Below are 18,664 nucleotides of genomic sequence, written 5' to 3' on the forward strand. Positions count from 1 at the left end.
AAGAGTTATAATAATCTTTCTCCTGCTTTAACTAAGATTAATATTAAATTTGATCGAGGAGACTTTGCGATAATTTATGGACCCTCTGGAGCAGGCAAGACCACTTTACTTAAAATTATTTATCGGGATGTTCTTCCAGAAAAAGGCTATTTATTATTTAATGGAAAAAATGTAATGAAGATGCCTTTTCGAGAGATTCCTTATTACCGTCGTAAGATAGGATTTATTTTCCAAGAAACTAAACTTATCGATAATAAGACTGTCTTTGAGAATATTTCTATTATGCTTCGCATTTGCAACTCTTCGGAAGATGAAATATATAAAAAGACCAATCATATCTTAAGTTATATGGGCTTAAGTCATAAAAAGCTTTGCTTTCCTGGCCAACTATCTCAAGGAGAGCAACAAAAGATAGTTATTGCCCGAAGTGTGATTAATGATCCTTGTTTAATATTAGCCGATGAACCAGTCTTGGATTTAGACAAAGAATTAACCAAGGGAATGATGAATTTATTTCAGGAAATGAATAAAAACGGAACAACCATTTTATTTGTTACTAATCAAGAATTTTTAATAAATGAATATGGTTATCTTTCTAATAAAATAGTCTATTTGGAAAATGGCAAGATACAGAAGATTCAATCGAATAACTAAAAAAAATCAAGTTTTTAGCTCTTTAAGATATCAATTTTTAGAAGTAATTAAAAATATTAATAGCTATAAATTTGTAAATTTTTCTTCCTTAGTAAGTATTGTGGTTATATTTCTAATCTTAGGTGGATTTTTACTATTTATGGTTAATATTAATAAATTTATAGCTGATTTATCTTCCAAGGCTTCTATGGTTGTTTATCTAAAGAAGAGTTTAAATAAAGGAGTATTAGAAGACTTAATTAAAAAAATTAAGGTAATTAAAGGAGTAAAAGAGATAAAGTATGTTTCCAATCAAGAAGCATTAGAGGAGTTAAAGGAGTCTTTTGGAAAAGAGGTTAGTGTTTTTAAAGTCTTATCTAAGAATCCTTTGCCAGACTCCTTGAATCTAAAGTTAGAAAATATAGGAAAACGTAACCTAAAAGATAATAAGCACATTGCTAAAATTTCAGCTTTAATTAGCGAGATACCTGGGGTAGATGAAGTAGATTATGGCTATAAAATCTTTGATCTCATCCTTAAAACAATAAAGATTATTAAAATGACTTTTATTGGAATGATGCTTATTCTTTCTTTTTTTACTATTTTACTCCTGACCAATACTTTAAAGCTTACTCTTATTGCCCGAAGAGATGAGTTTGGGGTGATGAAGCTAATTGGAGCTACTAATTGGTATATTCGTCTTCCTTTTTTGGTAGAAGGAATTATTCTTAGCTCTTTAGGTTGTATCTTATCTTTAGTCTTACTTTGGTTTCTCTTTAATATTATCCTGCCAAGGTCAGAGATCTATCTTTTAATTTCTCAGATCCTTGTTTTTTTATCTTGGAAACATTGCTTAGGAATGATGGCGCTGAGCTTATTTTTTGGTTTTGTTTCAAGCTACATGGCTTCATTTAGTATAATTAAACAAAGATGACTATCGCTAATAGATATTTCTTCTTAATGCTTTTTGGTCTCTTATTTTTTTCATCAAGTGGTAGATGTTATAATATTCAAAGTCGAGAAATAGAAAGACAGATTATTAAGGAAGAAAAACATCTTAAAGAGATTAGTAAAAATATTCAAAAAAAGACTAAGACTGTTGATAAATTAAAAAAAAAAGAGGAAGTAACTTTAGCTAACTTAGGGGCAGTTAGAGAAGAAATTATTAAAGATGAAGATACTATTTGGCGATTAAAAAAAGAGATAGAAGAGAAAAATAGAGAAATAGAAAAAGATAAAAAGAAAATATCCCTATCCAATAAAAAATTGAGAGTATACAAAAGTGATCTTTCTTGCTTCATGGTGAATATATATAAGTATAAGAATCGAGGATATTTAGAATATCTAGTTACCGCTAAAGATGGGTGTGATCTTTTAAAAAGATATAGATTTTTAACTGTTTTAGTGACCAGTTTTGCTCATCTGGTGAAAGATATTGAATATCAAAAGAATATTATCTTAATTGAAAAAAAGAATTTAGAGATAAAATGTAGTAATTTAAAAACCTTAAAGGATCAAACAGATCTAGTTTATCAGAAAAAGATAGAAAGAGAAAGAAAAGAAAAGAGACTATTAGCTGAGACTCAAGAGAATAAAGATCTTTGCTTGAGGGATATTGAATACCTAAAAAAAGCTTCTTTAAATATTAAGAAGTTAATTGAAAAATTAGAGGTGCAGAAGAAGAAAAGAAAGGATGAAAACTTTACTTTAACTCATTCAAGATTTCAAACAGATCAAGGAAGATTAAGATGGCCAGTAGATTCTAGAGAAATTTTACGTAATTTTGGAAAAAGTAAACATAAAAACTTTAATGCTTATGTTTATAACCAAGGAATTGATATTTCTGTGGAAAATAAGTCTTCTGTCCGTAGCGCTGAAGCAGGAAAGGTGGTCTTTTCAGACTGGTTTAAAGGATATGGTCAGATGGTGATGTTAGACCATGGCGGTGGTTGTTATACTTTATATAGCAACTTAAACCAGATCTTGGTTGCTGATAATAGTAATGTTAACAAAAATGTACCTATTGGTATTATTGAAAATAGTTCTTATCTTCATTTTGAAGTAAGGATAAATGGAAATCCCATAAATCCATTGATTTGGTTAGAAAGATAAAAAGAAAGGTTGTTAAAAATGAAGTTTCTTAGAAAGAAAAATCTTTATCTCATAGCTTTAATCTTACTTTTAAGTCTAAGTATTGGTATAAGTACTTCTATTGTTAATTCTAAAAATGAAAATAATACTACTTACGAATGTTTAGAATTATTTAGTAAATCTTTAAATCTCATCAAAAATAATTATGTAGATTCTACTAAATTAGAGGATGAAAAGTTAATTTATGGAGCGATAGAAGGTTTAATAAAAAAATTAGATGATCCTTATTCCCGCTTTATGGACCCTGAAGAATACAAAGAAATGAAGGTGGAAACTTCAGGAAGCTTTGGAGGGCTTGGAATTGTAATTGGGATTAAAGATGAAAAACTTACCGTAATTTCACCTATTGAAGATACTCCTGCTTATAAAATTGGAATTAAAGCTGGAGATATCATTACTCTGATAGAAGATAAAAACACTAAGGGGATTACTCTCTCTGAAGCGGTGCGGATGCTTAGAGGACCTAAAGGAAGTAAAGTTACGATGACTATTCAAAGAGAAGGAGAAAAAGATCTTCTCAATTTTACTATTATTAGAGATATCATCAAGATTGATAGTGCCAAGTCTGATTTAATTCAAGAAAAGGTAGGTTATTTAAGAATTATAACTTTTAACCAAAATACTCCTTTTGAGTTAGATCGAGAGATAAGCAAATTAAAAGAACATCAAGATTTAGTAGGAATGATCTTAGATTTAAGAAATAACCCAGGAGGATTACTTAATTCAGCAGTAGAAGTAAGTAATCGTTTTATTAAACAAGGTTTAATTGTTTTTACCAAAGGGAGAAATCCCCAGGACAGTTCTCAATATTTTTCAGATAGAAGTAAAACTACCGTCAACTTACCCCTGATTGTTTTGATAAACGAAGGAAGTGCCAGTGGCTCAGAAATTGTCACTGGAGCTATTCAAGATAGTAAAAGAGGTATTATTTTAGGCAAAAAAAGCTTTGGTAAAGGGTGTGTTCAAACTATATTTCCCCTACCCCATAACGCCGCGGTAGCTTTAACTACCGCTATGTATTATACCCCTTCTGGTCGCTCTATTCATGATAAAGGTATTATTCCAGATAAAGAAGTAGAATATTCTAATTATTCAAAAGAAGACTTAAGCTTACTTTTAAAGGCTCGAGAAGGAGAGTTTATTAAAAAATTTGTTAAAAATCATAACCAAAGCGAGGTAGAGATTTTATCAAATGAATTAGCAAAAAATAAGATTAACTTAAGTCAAGAGATAATCTTAAAAGAGATTAAAAAAGAAAAACATTATTTAAGCCGGGGGAAAAAACCTATTTATGATTTAGATATTGACCAGCAGTTAAAAGTAGCGGTGGAGATGCTGATAAGCAAATAACATCAGCCTTCACTACCAATAGCAACCATTGACCAATGGTAGAAATAGTAGCGGTGGAGATGCTGATAAGCAAATAACATCAGCCTTCAGCCGTCAATAGCAACATTGACCAATAGTAGAAATAGTAGCGGTGGAGATGCTGATAAGCAAATAACATCAGCCTTCAGCCGTCAATAGCAACATTGACCAATAGTAGAAATAGTAGCGGTGGAGATGCTGATAAGCAAATAACATCAGCCTTCACTACCAATAGCAACCATTGACCAATGGTAGAAATAGTAGCGGTGGAGATGCTGATAAGCAAATAACATCAGCCTTCAGCCGTCAACCATTAGCAGTCAGCTAAGGCTAATAAAATCAAGTAATAACGTCTCAAATATTCCTCTCTCTTGGCCTTAAACAGACTTATTGCTAATAAAGCTGATAGATGAAGGCTGACACTAAATGAGGGGTATTTTTTGAAGAAGAAGAAGGATAAAAAGAAAGAATCAACTTTAAGATTATCTATCTATTTATTTCTTTTAACAATCTTATTAGTCTCTTTGATTGGTCTTCTCTATTACTTAAAAGAAAAAAAAGGAAGATTGGTTCTCGATAATAAAAAATTATTAGAAATTTCTCAAGACATTGGAGGAATTTTAAAAGAAGACTTAAAAAAAGTAGGTTTTACCGAAGAATCTCTGGGTAATGTCCTCTCTGTAAAGCAGATAAAAGATGGTTTGAGTTGGAATTTAGATCTTCTAAAGTTAGAGATCCCTAAAGGAACTCCTTTAGAAAGCTATGAAAAAGTAATCTTTACCTCTCTAAGAAAGACCAAAGGTAAGATTTTTAACTTCTTTAAAGAAGAAGATCAAGAGCAGATTTCTTTAAACTTTGAGATTGGGGTTTTAAAATATCAAACCCACAAAATTATCTTACTAAGATCAAAAAAGTTAAAATTAAAGAAGCTACCTACCGTGGGTAGGCCTAAGGTAGCTATTATTATAGACGATGTAGGAAATAATTCAGATCTACCTGCTTTACTTAAGTTAAATAAACATATTACTCTTTCTATCTTACCCTTTCTTTTAAGGAATGAAAAGATTGATAGTCTCCATAAGGAAGGATTTGAGTTAATGCTTCATCTTCCTTTAGAGCCACATGGCTATCCTTCTTCAGGTAAAAACCCAGGTAAAGGAGCTATATTGGTGGATATGTCCGAAGAAGAGATAGTTGATCAAGTGGAAAAGGCTTTAAAAAATGTTCCTTTTACTAAAGGAGTTAATAACCATATGGGGTCCAAAGCTACTGAAGATGAGAGAGTGATGACTACTATCTTAAAAAAAGCCAAAGAATATAATTTATACTTTATTGATAGTTTAACGAGTCCTCATTCTATTGTTAAAAAAGTAGCTCAGAAAGAAGCTATATCCTTTGCTGGTCGAGATGTTTTTATTGATAACAACATGGAGTTAGAAAGGATTAAAGGTCAAGTTAATAAGCTGATTAACTTAGCTAAAAAGAAAGGAAGAGCGATCGGTATTGGCCATGCTCAATCTAAAAATACTCTTTTAGTCTTACAAGACATCGATTCTTGGTTAAAAAAAGAAGAAGTAGAGTTAGTCTCGGTTTCTAAAATTGTAAAGTAAGAATTTAAGAATGGTTGTTGGTGATGTTAGGATTTGGTAAAAAAACAGCGATTGGGTTAGACATTAGTTCTGACTCGGTAAAGTTAGTAGAATTAATGAAGAAAGGGAATAAGATTGTCCTTTTAAATATTGGCATGGCAAAGATTCCAAAACCAGAAACTCTTTCAGAAAGTAAGACTTTAAAATTTGACCAAGAAAATACTATCCCTATCATTTCTAATCTTCTCAAGAGATGTAAAAGCAGATATGTTGTAACTTCTGTCCCTTGTGGAGAATTTGTGGTCATTAAACACCTCAAATTACCAGTAGCTACAGAAAAAGAATTAAGAGAAAGTATAAAATTTGAAGCAGATGAACATATTCCTTTTTCTGCTGAAGAAGTAGAGATTGATTTTGAAATTATTGGTGAAGTTTACGAAAATAAAGAGACCCTGATGGAAGTCTTGTTAGTGGCAGTGAAAAAAGATATTGTTAATCAGTATCAAGAAATAATAAAGAAGGTTGGTTTTAAGACCGATATAATAAGCGTGGATACTTTTTCTTTAAGAGATACCTGGGATTTTCAAAAAGGTGTTAATGATAATGAAGTTGTAGCTTTAATTGACATCGGGGCAAAGACTACCAGCATCAATGTTGTGGAAAAAAGTAAATCGCATTTTAATCGAGTCATTCACTTGGGAGGTAATGACTTTACTGAAGCTTTAGCCAGAACTCTTCGATTAAGTCTTGAGGAAGCAGAAGACTTGAAGATTTCTAAGGGTAAGGTTCCTTCTCCTTTTGAGGACGTTGAGGTAGCGGCCATGAATATTTCTGTAATTACCGAAGATGAATCTATGCTCTTATTTAGTGCTATTAACTCTGTAGTTAATAGACTGATGAATGAAATTATGCGGTCTTTTTCTTATTACTATACGCAGTTAAAAAAAGAGGGAATAGAAAGAATAATTTTAGGTGGTGGAGGGGCAAAACTTCTTAATATTGATGATTACTTAGCTAATGGGTTAGGAATGCCAGTTGATAAGATTAGTTTTTTTGATAAATTAGAGATTGACTTTGACCAGATCAAGAAAGATGAGGTTTATCTCCAAGATCCAATTTATGCAGTTAGTTTTGGTTTAGCACTAAGAGGGCTAAACTTATGACTAAGATTAATTTATTAATTAATAAGTTAATCGAAATAAGAAGAAAGAGAAGAATTGTTATCTTTGTAGCAACCACAGCCGTAGTCATCTTATCTTTTATGTTAGGCATCTTTTTAGAAAAATGGTGGCAATATCAAGGTTTAAGACAAGAATTAACTTCATTAGAAGGACAATTCTTAGAAATAGAAGAAGTAGTTGTTCAAGTAGAGACATTGAAGAAGGAAAAAGAATTAATGAAGAAGAGAATTGATATTATTAAAGCTCTCCTGAAGACTCAAATGCTTTGGACTCGTATATTAGAAGAGGTTAATCAATCTATTCCGGCGGGTTTATGGCTTAGAAATTTTGGATTTCAAGAAGAAGGTAAGGTGGAATTAAAAGGAAGTTCGTTAGGAAATTATCCCATTGTTAATCTAATGATCAACTTAAAAAAATTTCCTCTTTTCAAGGAAGTAAGTCTAAAGAGTATTGAAAAAACCTCAAAGGGTAAAGAAAGAATTCAAAATTTTCATCTGGAGTTTAAAGTAGGAGGGTAAAAATATTTATGGCCAGAAGTAAGAAAGCTAATCTATGGCTAATCATCCTTAACCTTATTATTATTTTTATCTCTTCTTGCGGCAGGGTTGATTACTACGAAGCGCCCGTATATCTAAATATTATTAGCACCGGGAGTTTAGACCCGCAAGGTGGTGAGACTAAAGGAGCAGATATCGCTCGGTGGTACAAACCAGGGGCTACGGCTGTTTATTATCCTATGAAAGCTAACTTTACTATAGAAGCGATTAGCGCTTATGAGCCAGCTATAGACTCTATGAAGCCAAAAGGAGTAACCTTAAACAAGATTATTATGAAGTATTACCCTCAAAGTAATGCCGAGCTTGGAAATCCTGCCTTTGTTATTACTAAGTGGGTAAGTTACTTTATTCCAGTAACTAAAGAAGCTAACGGCGGAACGACGGCTTCTTCTCAAATTAAGATGCAACAAGAAGAAGGAGCGGGAGAAGAAAAAGGAGTTTCTTTTGCTTTAGAGGTAGGAGATGAAGGGACCGAGAGATTATTTACTTCTGGCATAGGTGGAGTACCTCGAGATGGTCAATATTACTGGATCTTAAAGTGTGAATTAGAAGGGATAGACGAAAGAGGTAATCAAGTAAGAGCCGAAAAATATTTATATTTAAATTGTAATGCTCGTATATTTGAAGAAGAAGAATAAAGATGTTTAATCTAACTAAAGAACAACAATATATTGTCGTTACCATTACGATGATGGTTATGTTGGGAGCTATATTTTATAGCTACCTTTATTCTCCTTTATCTTCTAAGACAGAAATCTTAAAAGAAGATCTTTGGGCAAAGAGAGAAGTATTAGGAAAAAACAAACTTATTGCTAATAAGATGAATATCTTAAAAGCAGAACATAAAAAACTAAGAGATGAGTTATTTTACATTGAAGAAAGATTACCCAAAGAAAAAGAGATGGCCAGCTTATTAAAACAAGTGAGTGAGATAGGTCTAATGTCGGGAGTAGAATTTACTATTTTTAAACCCTTAGAGATTAAGAAAGAAGTTTATTATGAAATAATGCCTATTGAAGTAAACATGGAAGGAACTTATCATAATTTAGGAAATTTTTTAAGTAAGATAGGGAATTTACCTCGGATTATTACTCCTCATATCAAGGAAATTACTGCTTTTACCGAAACTATTAAAGAAGAGACCCCATCAGGAAAGACTTCTTCTTCACCAGCTTCTCAGGAATCCGCAGTCAAGGCAGCTTTAGAAGGAAATTCTAGCGAAGAAGAGATGGCTACTACCTCTAAAAGAGAAAGGAAATCCCCTTATACCCTAACTTCAAAATTAATAATGGAGGCCTATATCTTTAAAGAAGAACCTAAAGAAGAGAAGAAAGAAACATCTTCCTTAATTTCCAAAGGGTCCCCTAAGGAGGGGGAAGAATATTTTTAGACGATGAAGAAGATTAATACTTTATTCTTGATGATCTTAGTCTTAGGATTTCTTGGTTGTAGCCCTCAAAAAGAGATGGCTGATCTCGAAGAGAAAGAAGAAGTTTCTCTTCTGCCCCAGACAAAAGAATTACTTTTGCCAGCTACGGAGATAAAGGGGATAAAACCTAACGTGAATACTTATCAATCTTATCAAAAGAGAGATCCATTTGTTCCTTTAATTGAAGAACTTGGTCTTGAGTATGGTAAAAAAGAAGAAAAAACAGAGGCCACCAAGGCAGGAAAAATGCCCATTGATATAAAAAGTATTTCTCTGATCGGTATTATTACCGATAAAAAAGAGAGTTTGGCCTTACTTTATGACAGCAAAAAAAATGGTTATATCTTAAAACGGGGCGAACTTTATGACGATCACAATAATAAAATAGCCGGAATTAGTGGGGCAATAAGACAAGATCATGTGATTATTAGTCATCAGCAAAAGGACTACAAGGTAACTTTAACCAAGGGCGAAGTTAAGAAAGAAGAAGATAAATCCCAAAAAACGGGAGGTGAATAATTCCTTGAAACACAAATACTTAAATTATACTACATTTTTAATGCTTTTAATTTCTTTGCTTTTGCTAATAGGAGTGAGAATAAACGCCGAGATAAAGAGGGAAAAAGAAAAAAGCACTCAAACACCTCAAATTCCCATGGTGGAATATAGCTTAAATAATATAAAAGTAGTCGAGGATAAAGAGACGATTAAGATAGTTTTAGAAAATTCTCACCTTCCTCAATATATTACCTTTCTTCTTTCTAATCCTCCTCGTTTGGTGATTAATATAATTAATGCTAATTATCAATGTCCGGAGAGAAATATCTTAGTAAATAAAGACCAGATTATTTGTGTTCGTTCTTCTCAATTTCAACTAACACCAGTTAAGATTTCAAGAGTGGTTATTGATTTAGGGAAAAGATTAAAGCATCATCTTTCGAGCAGAGACAATAATATCATTGTCTCTTTTAAGAAAGGGGAGTTAGAAGATCTTTGTGAAATAAGTTCGGTGGAACTTAAAGAAGAGAAAAGTTGGATTTCTTTAAATATACCTGCTTTTAAGGGGATAAAATATGATATTCATAAGTTATCTAATCCAGATAAGATTGTCGTGGATTTAAAAAAAGCTATCTTAAATTTAAAACAACAAGAGATTAAGGTTAATCAGGCAGGTGTTGATAAAATTCGCCTTTCTCAATATCAAGATCAACCAGAAGAAATTGTCCGGGTGGTATTTGATTTAACAAAAGAAGTTTCGTCTAAAGTTATAGAAAGAGATGGTCAGCTTCAAATTTTAGTAGGAGATGTAGAAGAAACTAAGAAAGACCAAGAGAAGTTTGCAAAAGAAATGGTAACAACCAAACAAGAGACAATTTCTTTATCAAAAGAAATGGTGAGAAATAAAGTTTCTCTATTGGAAAGAGCTGAAAAAGATAAAGAAAAACTAATAGCAGAAAAAGCAGAAAAAAAGGTATTACCTCAAGAAATAACTGAGGTAGAAAAACCAAAAGAAGTAAAAGTTAAAGAAATACCCGAAGTTGACAAGAAAGAAGAATTAACTAATTTTAAAAAACCAACCAGTGAAGTAGTAAGCAAAAAAGAAGAAACAACTTCTCCTGATTTAATCTCTTTAGATTTTAGGAATGCTGATATTATTGATGTGCTAAGAGTTATCTCCCATAAAACAGAAATTAATATTGTGGCTAGTAAGAATGTTAAAGGCACGGTGACTATTAAGTTAGATAATGTTACTTGGAGAAATGCCTTGTCAGTTCTTTTGCAAGCCTATGATTATAACTATGTAGAAGAAGGTGAAGTCATTAGAGTAGATACCAAAGAAAAACTTATGAAAGAAGCCTTAATGACTAAAGTATTTACCCTTAAATATGCTGAGTCAACTAAATTAGCTGCTTCTTTAAAAGATATGCTAACCATAGGAGTGGGGAATATAAGTGTTGATACTCGATCCAATGCGATTATTATTACTGATAACTTTAAAGTAATTAATTTTTTAGATAGTGTCATTAAGGAACTTGACACCAAGACTTCTCAAGTAATTATCGAAGCTAAAATTATAGAAGTTACTCTTTCTAATGAAGAAAGATTAGGCATTAATTGGGATGTTAAACCTTTAGGAGTCAAAGAAGATGTTTCCGGTGAGGTGGGAGTAAGTCTCTCGGCAACTGTTCCTTATAAAGAATCAAGAGGTTATCTTAATTTAGGGACTATCCAGAAAGGATTTAATATCAATGCTCAAATTTCAGCCATGATGGAAGAAGGAAAATTAGATATCTTATCTAATCCTCGGATTGTAGCTTTAAATGGCCAAGAAGCTAAAATTATCGTAGGAGAGGAAGTTCCTTATAAAACTACCACCGTGGGCACAGGGGGTACTTCTACGGAACAAGTTTCTTTTAAAGAAGTAGGTATCAAGTTAATAGTTACTCCAACCATTAATACTAATAATTATATTACTTTAAAGATTCACCCTGAGGTTTCGGATGTCAAAGAGTGGAAATATGAGATGCCTATTATTTCTAAAAGAGAGAGTGATTCTTTAATCTTAGTTAAGGATAAAGAGACTATTGTCATCGGAGGGTTAATAAAAGATAAAAAGATTATTACTGATTACGGTGTCCCTTATTTAAGAAGAATCCCTCTTCTCGGTCGACTCTTTAAAAGTAAGTTTACAGAAACAAAGAAGACAGAATTATTGATATTCATTACACCTACGATAATAGCTGATAAATGATAGTAAAAAATCTCTTTCCTGAGTACATTCAAAATAAATTTATTTAAATTATTACGCCTACGATAATAGCTGATAAATGATAGTAGAAAATTCCTCTCCTGAGTTTATTCAAATTATAAGATTATTTAAGCAACATCTAGAAGATATTATGGCTTCCCAGGGAGATATCTTAATAAATAGCAAGATGACCTGCGAAGAGGAGAATTTGGATGAAACAAGAAGAGGAATTGCCGGTTGTGCTAAATGTGAGCTATTTCAGCACCGAACCAATATTGTTTTTGGAAAAGGCAATGAAAAAGCAAAGCTTTTAATCATTGGGGAAGCACCTGGACATGAGGAAGATATTCAAGGGGAACCTTTTGTAGGCAGAGCAGGGCAGCTTTTAACTCGGATGTTAAAAGCTATTAATATTGAAAGAGCTGAAGTTTATATCACTAATATCGTTAAATGTCGGCCTCCTAATAATCGCAATCCACTGCCTGAAGAAATTAAAAACTGTAAACCATATTTACATAAACAGTTAGAGATTATTAATCCCAAGATTATCTTAACTTTGGGTAATTTTGCTGCTCAGGCTTTACTTAATACCACTACTGGGATAAGTAAATTACGAGGTAAGTTTTATCTTTACGGCCAGATAAAACTACTTTCTATCTTTCATCCGGCCGCTATCTTAAGAAATCCTAATTTAAAAAAAGCTACCTGGGAAGATCTTAAACTCTTAAGAGATGAGTATGACCAAACTTAATCTTTTTTCTACCACTAACCCATATTTAAATTCATTCTAAGACTATTGCCTAAATCTCCATATAGTAGTTATTTCCTATGTAAGGTTTTTGGAATAGTAACAACAAAAAATAGAAAATTTGTTGACATTAAAAAAAATTATGGTATTTTAATATAAAATGTTATAATTTAATAGCATTAAGTTTAAATTTGGTTGTTCAATAGAGAAAGAGATTTAAAGGAGGAGGTTAGTTATCTTAAAAGAAGTTCGGGTTAATAAAAAGATTAAAGCAGTTACAGTAAGGTTAATCTCTAATAAAGGGTCCCAAGTGGGGATTGTTTCTATTGAAGAAGCTTTAAGACAAGCTGAAGAGGAAGGCTTAGATTTAGTAGAAATTGCTCCGCAGGCAAATCCGGTAGTTTGTAAATTAATAGATCTTAGTAAATATATCTATGAGCAGAAAAAGAAAGCTCGGGAGAATAAAAAACACCAAAAAATTATTCATGTAAAAGAGATTATTATGAGATCTACGATTAGTGAACATGACTATCAATTTAAATTTAGAAATTTACAAAAATTTTTAAAGGCTGGCGATAAAGCTAAAGTTAGTATCAGGTTTAAAGGAAGAGAAATTGGACATCCAGAACTTGGAAGAAGAGTATTAGAAAAGATAATTGAAGAATCTGTTGACTTTGCCACAGTAGAGCAATCACCAGTGATGACTGGTAAAAGTATGAGTATTGTTTTAATACCAAAAAAGTAAAGCCCAGAGGATGATGGAGGAATATAAACAGTGTTAAAGCTAAAGACTAAAAAAGGAGTAGCTAAGAGATTTAAATTAACAGCTAATGGTAAAGTTAAAAGGAAGATGGCTTTTAAAAGCCATCTCTTGACTAAGAAGTCATCTAATCGAAAGAGAAGGTTAGGAAAGATGGAAGTAGTTAGTTCTTCTGAGGTAAAAAAGATCAAGAAAATGCTTCCTTATGCTTAGTTTAGACGGTTAAAGAAGGAGAAAAATATGCCAAGAGTTAAGACAAATGTGGCTAGTCAAGCAAGAAAAAAGAAAACTCTAAAGAAAGCTAAAGGGTATTACGGAACAAGAAGTAAATGTTACCGAATAGCCAAAGAAGCGGTAATGAGAGCGGGAGCTTTTGCTTATCAGCATCGAAAGGCTAAAAAAAGAAATATGAGAAGCTTGTGGATCTTAAGAATTAATGCAGCTGTTCATCAATACGGACTTTCTTATAGTATATTTATGAATAAGTTAAAGAAGGCTGGCCTTAATTTAAATAGAAAAATATTATCTAATTTAGCGATTAATGATAATTTAGCTTTTAAACAATTAGTAGAAGCAGTAAAATAATTTACTGGGAGGGTTACCTAATTAAAGGAGAGTGAGGGAAAGTTTTATCGATTATCAATTATTTAAAAAAGAGTTAACCCCAGCTCAAATATTAGTTTTGAGCTTTTTTGTTTTAATTACCATAGGTACAATTTTATTAAAATTACCCTGGGCAGTGCACGGTTCTTCTTTGCCTTTCATAGATTGTTTATTTACCGCTACTTCTGCTTCTTGTGTTTCGGGGCTTAGTGTTTGTGACATAGGAACTAGATTTACTTATTTTGGCCAGTTAGTGATCTTGTTGCTAATGCAATTAGGTGGATTAGGAATAATGACCTTCTCTTCTTTATTTGTTGTTCTTTTGCACCAGAGGTTTACTTTTAAAAATCGCATGTTAGTTAAAGAATCTCTAAACACACTTGAAGTAGAAAGCATAAAGGATCTTTTAAAAAATTTATTTATTTTTACCTTTTTAGTTGAATTTTTAGGTACTTTAGTCTTATATTTTTACTGGAGTAGAAGTGAAGTAAAGTTTAATCCTTTATTTTGTTCTGTCTTCCATTCTATTTCTGCCTTTTGTAATGCGGGGTTTTCATTATTTACTGACAATTTAATGAGCTATCAAGAAAGTTGGCTTATTAATTTAACCATTACTTCTTTAATTATTATAGGAGGTCTTGGGTTTTTTACCATAAGTAATCTAAAAGATTTTTATAAAGGCAAAGAAGATAAAAAGATTAAGATAATTTCTTTGCAAGCAAAAATAGTAATTTCTTTTACCATCTTTTTAATATTTTTTTCTACCCTGGTAATCTTTATTTTAGAGAGTAATCATGCATTTTTAGATTTTTCTCTGATTGATAAATTAAAAGCAGCTTACTTTCATGCTATTGTGCCGAGAACAGCAGGTTTTAATACGGTAAATGTAGCTACCTTTACTTCAGCCAGCTTATTTTTTATGATTATCTTAATGTTTATAGGGGGGGGATCAGGTTCTACGGCAGGGGGGATAAAGGTTAATACATTAGGAGTGGTTTATGGAATAATTAAATCTATCTTTAAAGGAAGAGATGAGATAGAATTATTTTATCGAACCATACCAAGAAATATTGGCTATAAAGCTATCTTAATCTTAATATTGTCTATTTTGGTGGTCATTATAGGCACCATTTCTTTATTAATTTTAGAAAGTGGAAGAGGAGATGATTTTTCTTTTCTTAATATCTTGTTTGAAGTCGTTTCAGCTTTTGGAACTGTTGGTCTTTCAGTAGGAATTACTTCCAAGTTATCTTTCTTAAGTAAGGTAGTAACGATCTTCCTTATGTTTATAGGACGTCTGGGACCTTTAACTTTAGCTTTAGCGATCAAGGAAGAAAGGCTTAAAGCTGAATATCATTATCCAGAAGAAAGAGTTAGTGTGGGATAAGGGCGATGAAAAGACAGTTTGCAGTAATAGGTTTAGGGCAATTTGGAATGAGTGTCGCCAAGACTTTAGCTACCGAAGGTGGGGATATCATTGCTATTGATATTTCAGAGGAAAAAGTAAAAGAAGCAAGTGAATTTGTTTCTCATGCGGTGGCGATAGATGCTACCGATGAAAAAGCTTTACGGATGATAGGAATTTCTGAGGTAGATGTAGCCATAATAAGCGTAGGTCAGGATATTCAAGCGAGTATTCTGATTGTTTTAGTTCTAAGAGAAATGGGAATAAAGATGATTGTTGCTAAAGCGGTAAATGAACTTCATGGAAAAGCCTTAGAGAAGATTGGTGTTTTTAAAACTATTTACCCAGAAATAGATATGGGGGTAAGGGTAGCGCGTAGTTTAATCTCTAGTAAAGTCTTAGAGCAAATAGAAGTTTCTTCTAAGCATAGCATCGTGGAAGTTTTAGCTCCTCTGAATTTTACAGGAAAGACATTAAAAGAGATTGATGCCCGACGTAAATATGGAATAAATATTATTGCTATTAAAAGACAATATCTGAATGTTAATGACGAGGGAAGTATTCTTCATAAAGATACCTTTGATATTGCTCCAGATGCAGATGATAGTATAGCTAAAGATGATATCTTATTAGTTTTTGGTAGCAATGAGGGTATAATTAAATTAAGAAGTTTAAAATAGTTGATTTATGGATCTCAGAAAGATTAGTATTGAGGAGATTAAGAAGAAACCTTTTTTTCCAAAAAGAATAAGTAGAGAGATTAATTCTGAAGTATTAAAGATAGATCCTTTAAAAATTATTGGTAGTATTAAAGTAAGCTTGATCTTAAAAGGCTTAAAGGGCAGAGATGATATTATAAATTTATCTGGAAAGATTAAGGTTACGGCCACGTTAGAATGCACTCGTTGTTTAAAGTATTTTAACTATCCTTTAAATATCATGGTTAGTAATAATTTTGTGGAAGAAGGGGAGATAGCTGAAGGGTGTGTAGAGCTAAAGAGAGATAATCTGACTAACTTGTATTTTCGAGGAGAGTATCTAGATTTATTAGAAAACATTCGAGAAGAAATTTTATTAAATATTCCAGATTATCCAATGTGCCAAGAAGACTGTTTAGGGCTTTGTTCTATTTGTGGGATGGATTTAAATGATAAGGCTTGTCATTGTAAAGATAAAAAAGAAGGTCCGTTTAGGATGTTAAAAAAATTAATTAATCAAGAGGAGAACTAAAATGCCAAATCCAAAAAGAAGACATTCTAAGTCTAGAAGAGATAAAAGAAGAACTCATTGGAAGTTAAAACCACCTACTTTAGCTACCTGTCAAAATTGCCAAGAGGTTAAATTAGCTCATCATCTTTGTTTGAACTGTGGATATTATCATAAAAAAGAGATTATCAAGGTTGCTGTTTAATGAAGGTCATTGTTGATGCCATGGGGGGAGACAAGGGTCCTTCCGTAGTAGTTAAAGGTGTTGTTGATACTTTTTTAGAAAAAAGAAGTAAAATTAAAGAAGTTTTATTAGTAGGCAGAGAAGAAGTACTTTTATCAGAGTTAAATAAGTATCAAGAATATAATCTACCGATCCAAGTTGTTAACGCTTCAGAGGTGATTACCATGGAAGAGTCACCTGCTTTAGCGGTTCGCAGTAAAAAAGATTCTTCTATGGTGGTAGCCATGAACTTATTAAGAGAAAAAAAAGCAGATGCTTTAATTTCTCCTGGCAACACGGGAGCAGTTATGACTTCTGCTTTGTTTATTTTAGGGCGAATTAAGGGGGTAAGTCGTCCCGGTATCACTACTTTAATTCCTACCAATAAAGGGATGTCTGTTCTTCTTGATGTAGGAGCTAATGTAGATTGCAAACCTAAACACCTCGCTCAGTTTGCTCTGATGGGACATGTATATGCTAAGTATATCTTGGGGATTAAAGATCCAAGTGTAGGGCTATTAAGCATAGGAGAAGAAGAAGGCAAGGGAAATATACTTACTAATGATACTTACCGCTTACTAAAGAAGAGTTCTATTAACTTTATTGGTAATGTTGAAGGTCGAGACATTATCAACGGTCAAGTTGATGTCATAGTATGTGATGGTTTTGTAGGCAATACCATCTTGAAGTTTGCTGAAAGTTTAATAGAAATGATCATGGAATTTTTAAAAAGAGAGATCTCTAAAAGTCTTGGGCAGAAATTAGGAGCTTTCCTTTTGAAACCTGCTTTCAAAAATTTAAAGAAAAGATTAGATCATCAAGAGTATGGAGGGGCCCCACTATTAGGCATAAAAGGAAATTGTTTAATTTGTCATGGCAGTTCTACTTCTAAATCTATCCAAAGTGCTTTAAAGATGGCTTCAATCCTTATTGAACAGAAGGTAGATATTCATATTGAGGAAATCATCAAAGAACATAGCGGGGTATTTAATTGAAGTCGGTGGGTATTATTGGCATAGGGACTTATCTTCCAGAGAAGATTATTACTAACCATGATTTAGAAAAGTTAGTTGATACTTCTGATGAGTGGATTACAACTCGAACAGGTATTAAAGAAAGAAGATTTGCTGATAAGGAAATGGCAGCTTCTGACTTAGGAACTATAGCCGCTTCAAGGGCTATCTTAGATGCTCATATTAAGAAAGAAGAGATTGATCTTTTAATAGTAGCAGCTATGGTGCCTGATATGCTTTTTCCTTCCACGGCTTGTCTTGTTCAAGGTAAATTAGGGTTGAGAAAAGATATCATAGCTTTTGATCTTTCTGCGGCTTGTTCTGGTTTTATTTATGCCTTAGAAGTAGGAAGGCAGTTTGTCTTAAGTGGCAACTGTAAGACGGTATTAATTATAGCTTCTGAAGTTATTTCTAAAATTATTGATTGGGAAGACCGAAATACTTGTGTCTTGTTTGGAGATGGAGCAGGAGCAGTAATTTTAAAGGAAGTTACTTCTGGATCTGGGATCATAAGTTCTTATTTTGGATGTGATGGAGAGCTGGCTAATTTGTTAGAAATGCCGGCCGGAGGGAGTAGATTTCCAGCAAGCAATGAGACAATAAGAGAACGGTTTCATTACCTAAAGATGAAAGGCAATGAGTTATTTAAGATAGCCGTGAAGATGATGTTTCATTCAGTCAAAGAAGCGTTAAAGAGAGCTGAAATAAGTCATAAAGATGTAGATTTATTAATTCCTCATCAAGCTAACATTAGAATTATTGATGCCGTGGCCAAGATGTTAAAATTTCCTAAAGAGAAAGTCTTTATTAATTTAGATAAATATGGAAATACTTCAGCAGCTTCTTTGATTATTGCCCTTAAAGAAGCTAGGGAAGAAGGGAGATTAAACGAAGGCGATACTTTAGTTACTACAGCTTTTGGCGCCGGTTTAACTTGGGGGGCAAATGTAATTAAATGGGGTGGCTTAAATAATAGACCCAAATAAATTTTAATGTAATTAAATGAGATGGTTTAAACAATAGACCCAAATAAATTTTTAGGATTAGAT

General features: G+C 32.4%; 21 protein-coding genes. All 21 read left to right on the forward strand.

The window, feature by feature from the left end:
- Positions 1-654: ATP-binding cassette domain-containing protein (locus tag KJ849_05270; GenBank protein MBU2599964.1), on the forward strand; the 654-nt coding region annotated here is incomplete at its 5' end.
- On the forward strand, positions 620-1,567 hold the full coding sequence (locus KJ849_05275) for a permease-like cell division protein FtsX (GenBank protein MBU2599965.1): 948 nt from the start codon (positions 620-622) through the stop codon (positions 1,565-1,567). The genes KJ849_05270 and KJ849_05275, both read left to right, overlap by 35 nt.
- Positions 1,564-2,745 carry a peptidoglycan DD-metalloendopeptidase family protein gene (locus tag KJ849_05280; GenBank protein MBU2599966.1) on the forward strand — a complete coding sequence of 394 codons (1,182 nt, stop codon included), beginning with the start codon at positions 1,564-1,566 and terminating at the stop codon, positions 2,743-2,745. Before KJ849_05275 ends, KJ849_05280 begins: the two co-directional genes overlap by 4 nt.
- 18 nt (positions 2,746-2,763) lie before the next feature.
- Positions 2,764-4,134: a S41 family peptidase gene (locus tag KJ849_05285; protein ID MBU2599967.1), complete on the forward strand. Its 1,371-nt coding sequence runs from the start codon at positions 2,764-2,766 to the stop codon at positions 4,132-4,134.
- A gap of 458 nt (positions 4,135-4,592) precedes the next feature.
- The gene (locus tag KJ849_05290; GenBank protein MBU2599968.1) at positions 4,593-5,762 is read left to right on the forward strand and encodes a divergent polysaccharide deacetylase family protein; all 1,170 of its coding nucleotides are present in this window, start codon (positions 4,593-4,595) and stop codon (positions 5,760-5,762) included.
- 23 nt (positions 5,763-5,785) lie between these two features.
- A complete protein-coding gene (gene pilM / locus KJ849_05295) occupies positions 5,786-6,904 on the forward strand; it encodes a type IV pilus assembly protein PilM (GenBank protein ID MBU2599969.1) in 1,119 nt (372 codons plus the stop codon).
- Positions 6,901-7,440, forward strand: a complete 540-nt coding sequence (locus KJ849_05300; protein MBU2599970.1) for a PilN domain-containing protein — start codon at positions 6,901-6,903, stop codon at positions 7,438-7,440. Before pilM ends, KJ849_05300 begins: the two co-directional genes overlap by 4 nt.
- 8 nt (positions 7,441-7,448) lie before the next feature.
- Positions 7,449-8,117 carry a hypothetical protein gene (locus KJ849_05305; protein ID MBU2599971.1) on the forward strand — a complete coding sequence of 223 codons (669 nt, stop codon included), beginning with the start codon at positions 7,449-7,451 and terminating at the stop codon, positions 8,115-8,117.
- 2 nt (positions 8,118-8,119) lie between these two features.
- A complete protein-coding gene (locus tag KJ849_05310) occupies positions 8,120-8,869 on the forward strand; it encodes a type 4a pilus biogenesis protein PilO (protein ID MBU2599972.1) in 750 nt (249 codons plus the stop codon).
- Between the two features lie 3 nt (positions 8,870-8,872).
- Positions 8,873-9,427: a hypothetical protein gene (locus KJ849_05315; protein ID MBU2599973.1), complete on the forward strand. Its 555-nt coding sequence runs from the start codon at positions 8,873-8,875 to the stop codon at positions 9,425-9,427.
- A 4-nt stretch (positions 9,428-9,431) separates the two neighbouring features.
- On the forward strand, positions 9,432-11,660 hold the full coding sequence (locus KJ849_05320; protein ID MBU2599974.1) for an AMIN domain-containing protein: 2,229 nt from the start codon (positions 9,432-9,434) through the stop codon (positions 11,658-11,660).
- Positions 11,661-11,736: 76 nt separating this feature from the next.
- On the forward strand, positions 11,737-12,408 hold the full coding sequence (locus tag KJ849_05325; GenBank protein ID MBU2599975.1) for a uracil-DNA glycosylase: 672 nt from the start codon (positions 11,737-11,739) through the stop codon (positions 12,406-12,408).
- A 232-nt stretch (positions 12,409-12,640) separates the two neighbouring features.
- The gene (infC, locus tag KJ849_05330; protein MBU2599976.1) at positions 12,641-13,150 is read left to right on the forward strand and encodes a translation initiation factor IF-3; all 510 of its coding nucleotides are present in this window, start codon (positions 12,641-12,643) and stop codon (positions 13,148-13,150) included.
- A gap of 30 nt (positions 13,151-13,180) precedes the next feature.
- Positions 13,181-13,378, forward strand: a complete 198-nt coding sequence (gene rpmI, locus KJ849_05335) for a 50S ribosomal protein L35 (GenBank protein MBU2599977.1) — start codon at positions 13,181-13,183, stop codon at positions 13,376-13,378.
- 27 nt (positions 13,379-13,405) lie between these two features.
- Positions 13,406-13,750: a 50S ribosomal protein L20 gene (rplT, locus tag KJ849_05340; protein ID MBU2599978.1), complete on the forward strand. Its 345-nt coding sequence runs from the start codon at positions 13,406-13,408 to the stop codon at positions 13,748-13,750.
- 31 nt (positions 13,751-13,781) lie between these two features.
- Positions 13,782-15,155 carry a TrkH family potassium uptake protein gene (locus KJ849_05345; GenBank protein MBU2599979.1) on the forward strand — a complete coding sequence of 458 codons (1,374 nt, stop codon included), beginning with the start codon at positions 13,782-13,784 and terminating at the stop codon, positions 15,153-15,155.
- 5 nt (positions 15,156-15,160) lie between these two features.
- On the forward strand, positions 15,161-15,853 hold the full coding sequence (locus KJ849_05350; GenBank protein MBU2599980.1) for a TrkA family potassium uptake protein: 693 nt from the start codon (positions 15,161-15,163) through the stop codon (positions 15,851-15,853).
- 7 nt (positions 15,854-15,860) lie between these two features.
- Complete coding sequence (locus KJ849_05355) at positions 15,861-16,403, forward strand: DUF177 domain-containing protein (GenBank protein ID MBU2599981.1); 543 nt, start codon at positions 15,861-15,863, stop codon at positions 16,401-16,403.
- Between the two features lies 1 nt (position 16,404).
- Positions 16,405-16,584 carry a 50S ribosomal protein L32 gene (gene rpmF, locus KJ849_05360; GenBank protein MBU2599982.1) on the forward strand — a complete coding sequence of 60 codons (180 nt, stop codon included), beginning with the start codon at positions 16,405-16,407 and terminating at the stop codon, positions 16,582-16,584.
- Positions 16,584-17,597, forward strand: a complete 1,014-nt coding sequence (gene plsX, locus KJ849_05365) for a phosphate acyltransferase PlsX (protein ID MBU2599983.1) — start codon at positions 16,584-16,586, stop codon at positions 17,595-17,597. Before rpmF ends, plsX begins: the two co-directional genes overlap by 1 nt.
- Entirely contained in the window at positions 17,594-18,601 is a 1,008-nt protein-coding gene (locus tag KJ849_05370; protein MBU2599984.1) for a ketoacyl-ACP synthase III, read from the forward strand. Before plsX ends, KJ849_05370 begins: the two co-directional genes overlap by 4 nt.
- Positions 18,602-18,664: the final 63 nt, after the last annotated feature.

The organism is bacterium (assembly GCA_018830565.1).
Taxonomy (GTDB): domain Bacteria; phylum UBA9089; class JAHJRX01; order JAHJRX01; family JAHJRX01; genus JAHJRX01.

Bases quoted from the DNA above. Each gene is read 5' to 3' on its own strand.
- rpmF (MBU2599982.1), top strand. From the start codon at position 16,405: ATGCCAAATCCAAAAAGAAGACATTCTAAGTCTAGAAGAGATAAAAGA.
- KJ849_05305 (MBU2599971.1), top strand. From the start codon at position 7,449: ATGGCCAGAAGTAAGAAAGCTAATCTATGGCTAATCATCCTTAACCTT.
- plsX (MBU2599983.1), top strand. From the start codon at position 16,584: ATGAAGGTCATTGTTGATGCCATGGGGGGAGACAAGGGTCCTTCCGTA.
- KJ849_05325 (MBU2599975.1), top strand. From the start codon at position 11,737: ATGATAGTAGAAAATTCCTCTCCTGAGTTTATTCAAATTATAAGATTA.
- KJ849_05280 (MBU2599966.1), top strand. From the start codon at position 1,564: ATGACTATCGCTAATAGATATTTCTTCTTAATGCTTTTTGGTCTCTTA.
- KJ849_05300 (MBU2599970.1), top strand. From the start codon at position 6,901: ATGACTAAGATTAATTTATTAATTAATAAGTTAATCGAAATAAGAAGA.
- KJ849_05315 (MBU2599973.1), top strand. From the start codon at position 8,873: ATGAAGAAGATTAATACTTTATTCTTGATGATCTTAGTCTTAGGATTT.
- KJ849_05355 (MBU2599981.1), top strand. From the start codon at position 15,861: ATGGATCTCAGAAAGATTAGTATTGAGGAGATTAAGAAGAAACCTTTT.
- pilM (MBU2599969.1), top strand. From the start codon at position 5,786: ATGTTAGGATTTGGTAAAAAAACAGCGATTGGGTTAGACATTAGTTCT.
- KJ849_05310 (MBU2599972.1), top strand. From the start codon at position 8,120: ATGTTTAATCTAACTAAAGAACAACAATATATTGTCGTTACCATTACG.
- KJ849_05275 (MBU2599965.1), top strand. From the start codon at position 620: ATGGCAAGATACAGAAGATTCAATCGAATAACTAAAAAAAATCAAGTT.
- KJ849_05350 (MBU2599980.1), top strand. From the start codon at position 15,161: ATGAAAAGACAGTTTGCAGTAATAGGTTTAGGGCAATTTGGAATGAGT.
- KJ849_05285 (MBU2599967.1), top strand. From the start codon at position 2,764: ATGAAGTTTCTTAGAAAGAAAAATCTTTATCTCATAGCTTTAATCTTA.
- rplT (MBU2599978.1), top strand. From the start codon at position 13,406: ATGCCAAGAGTTAAGACAAATGTGGCTAGTCAAGCAAGAAAAAAGAAA.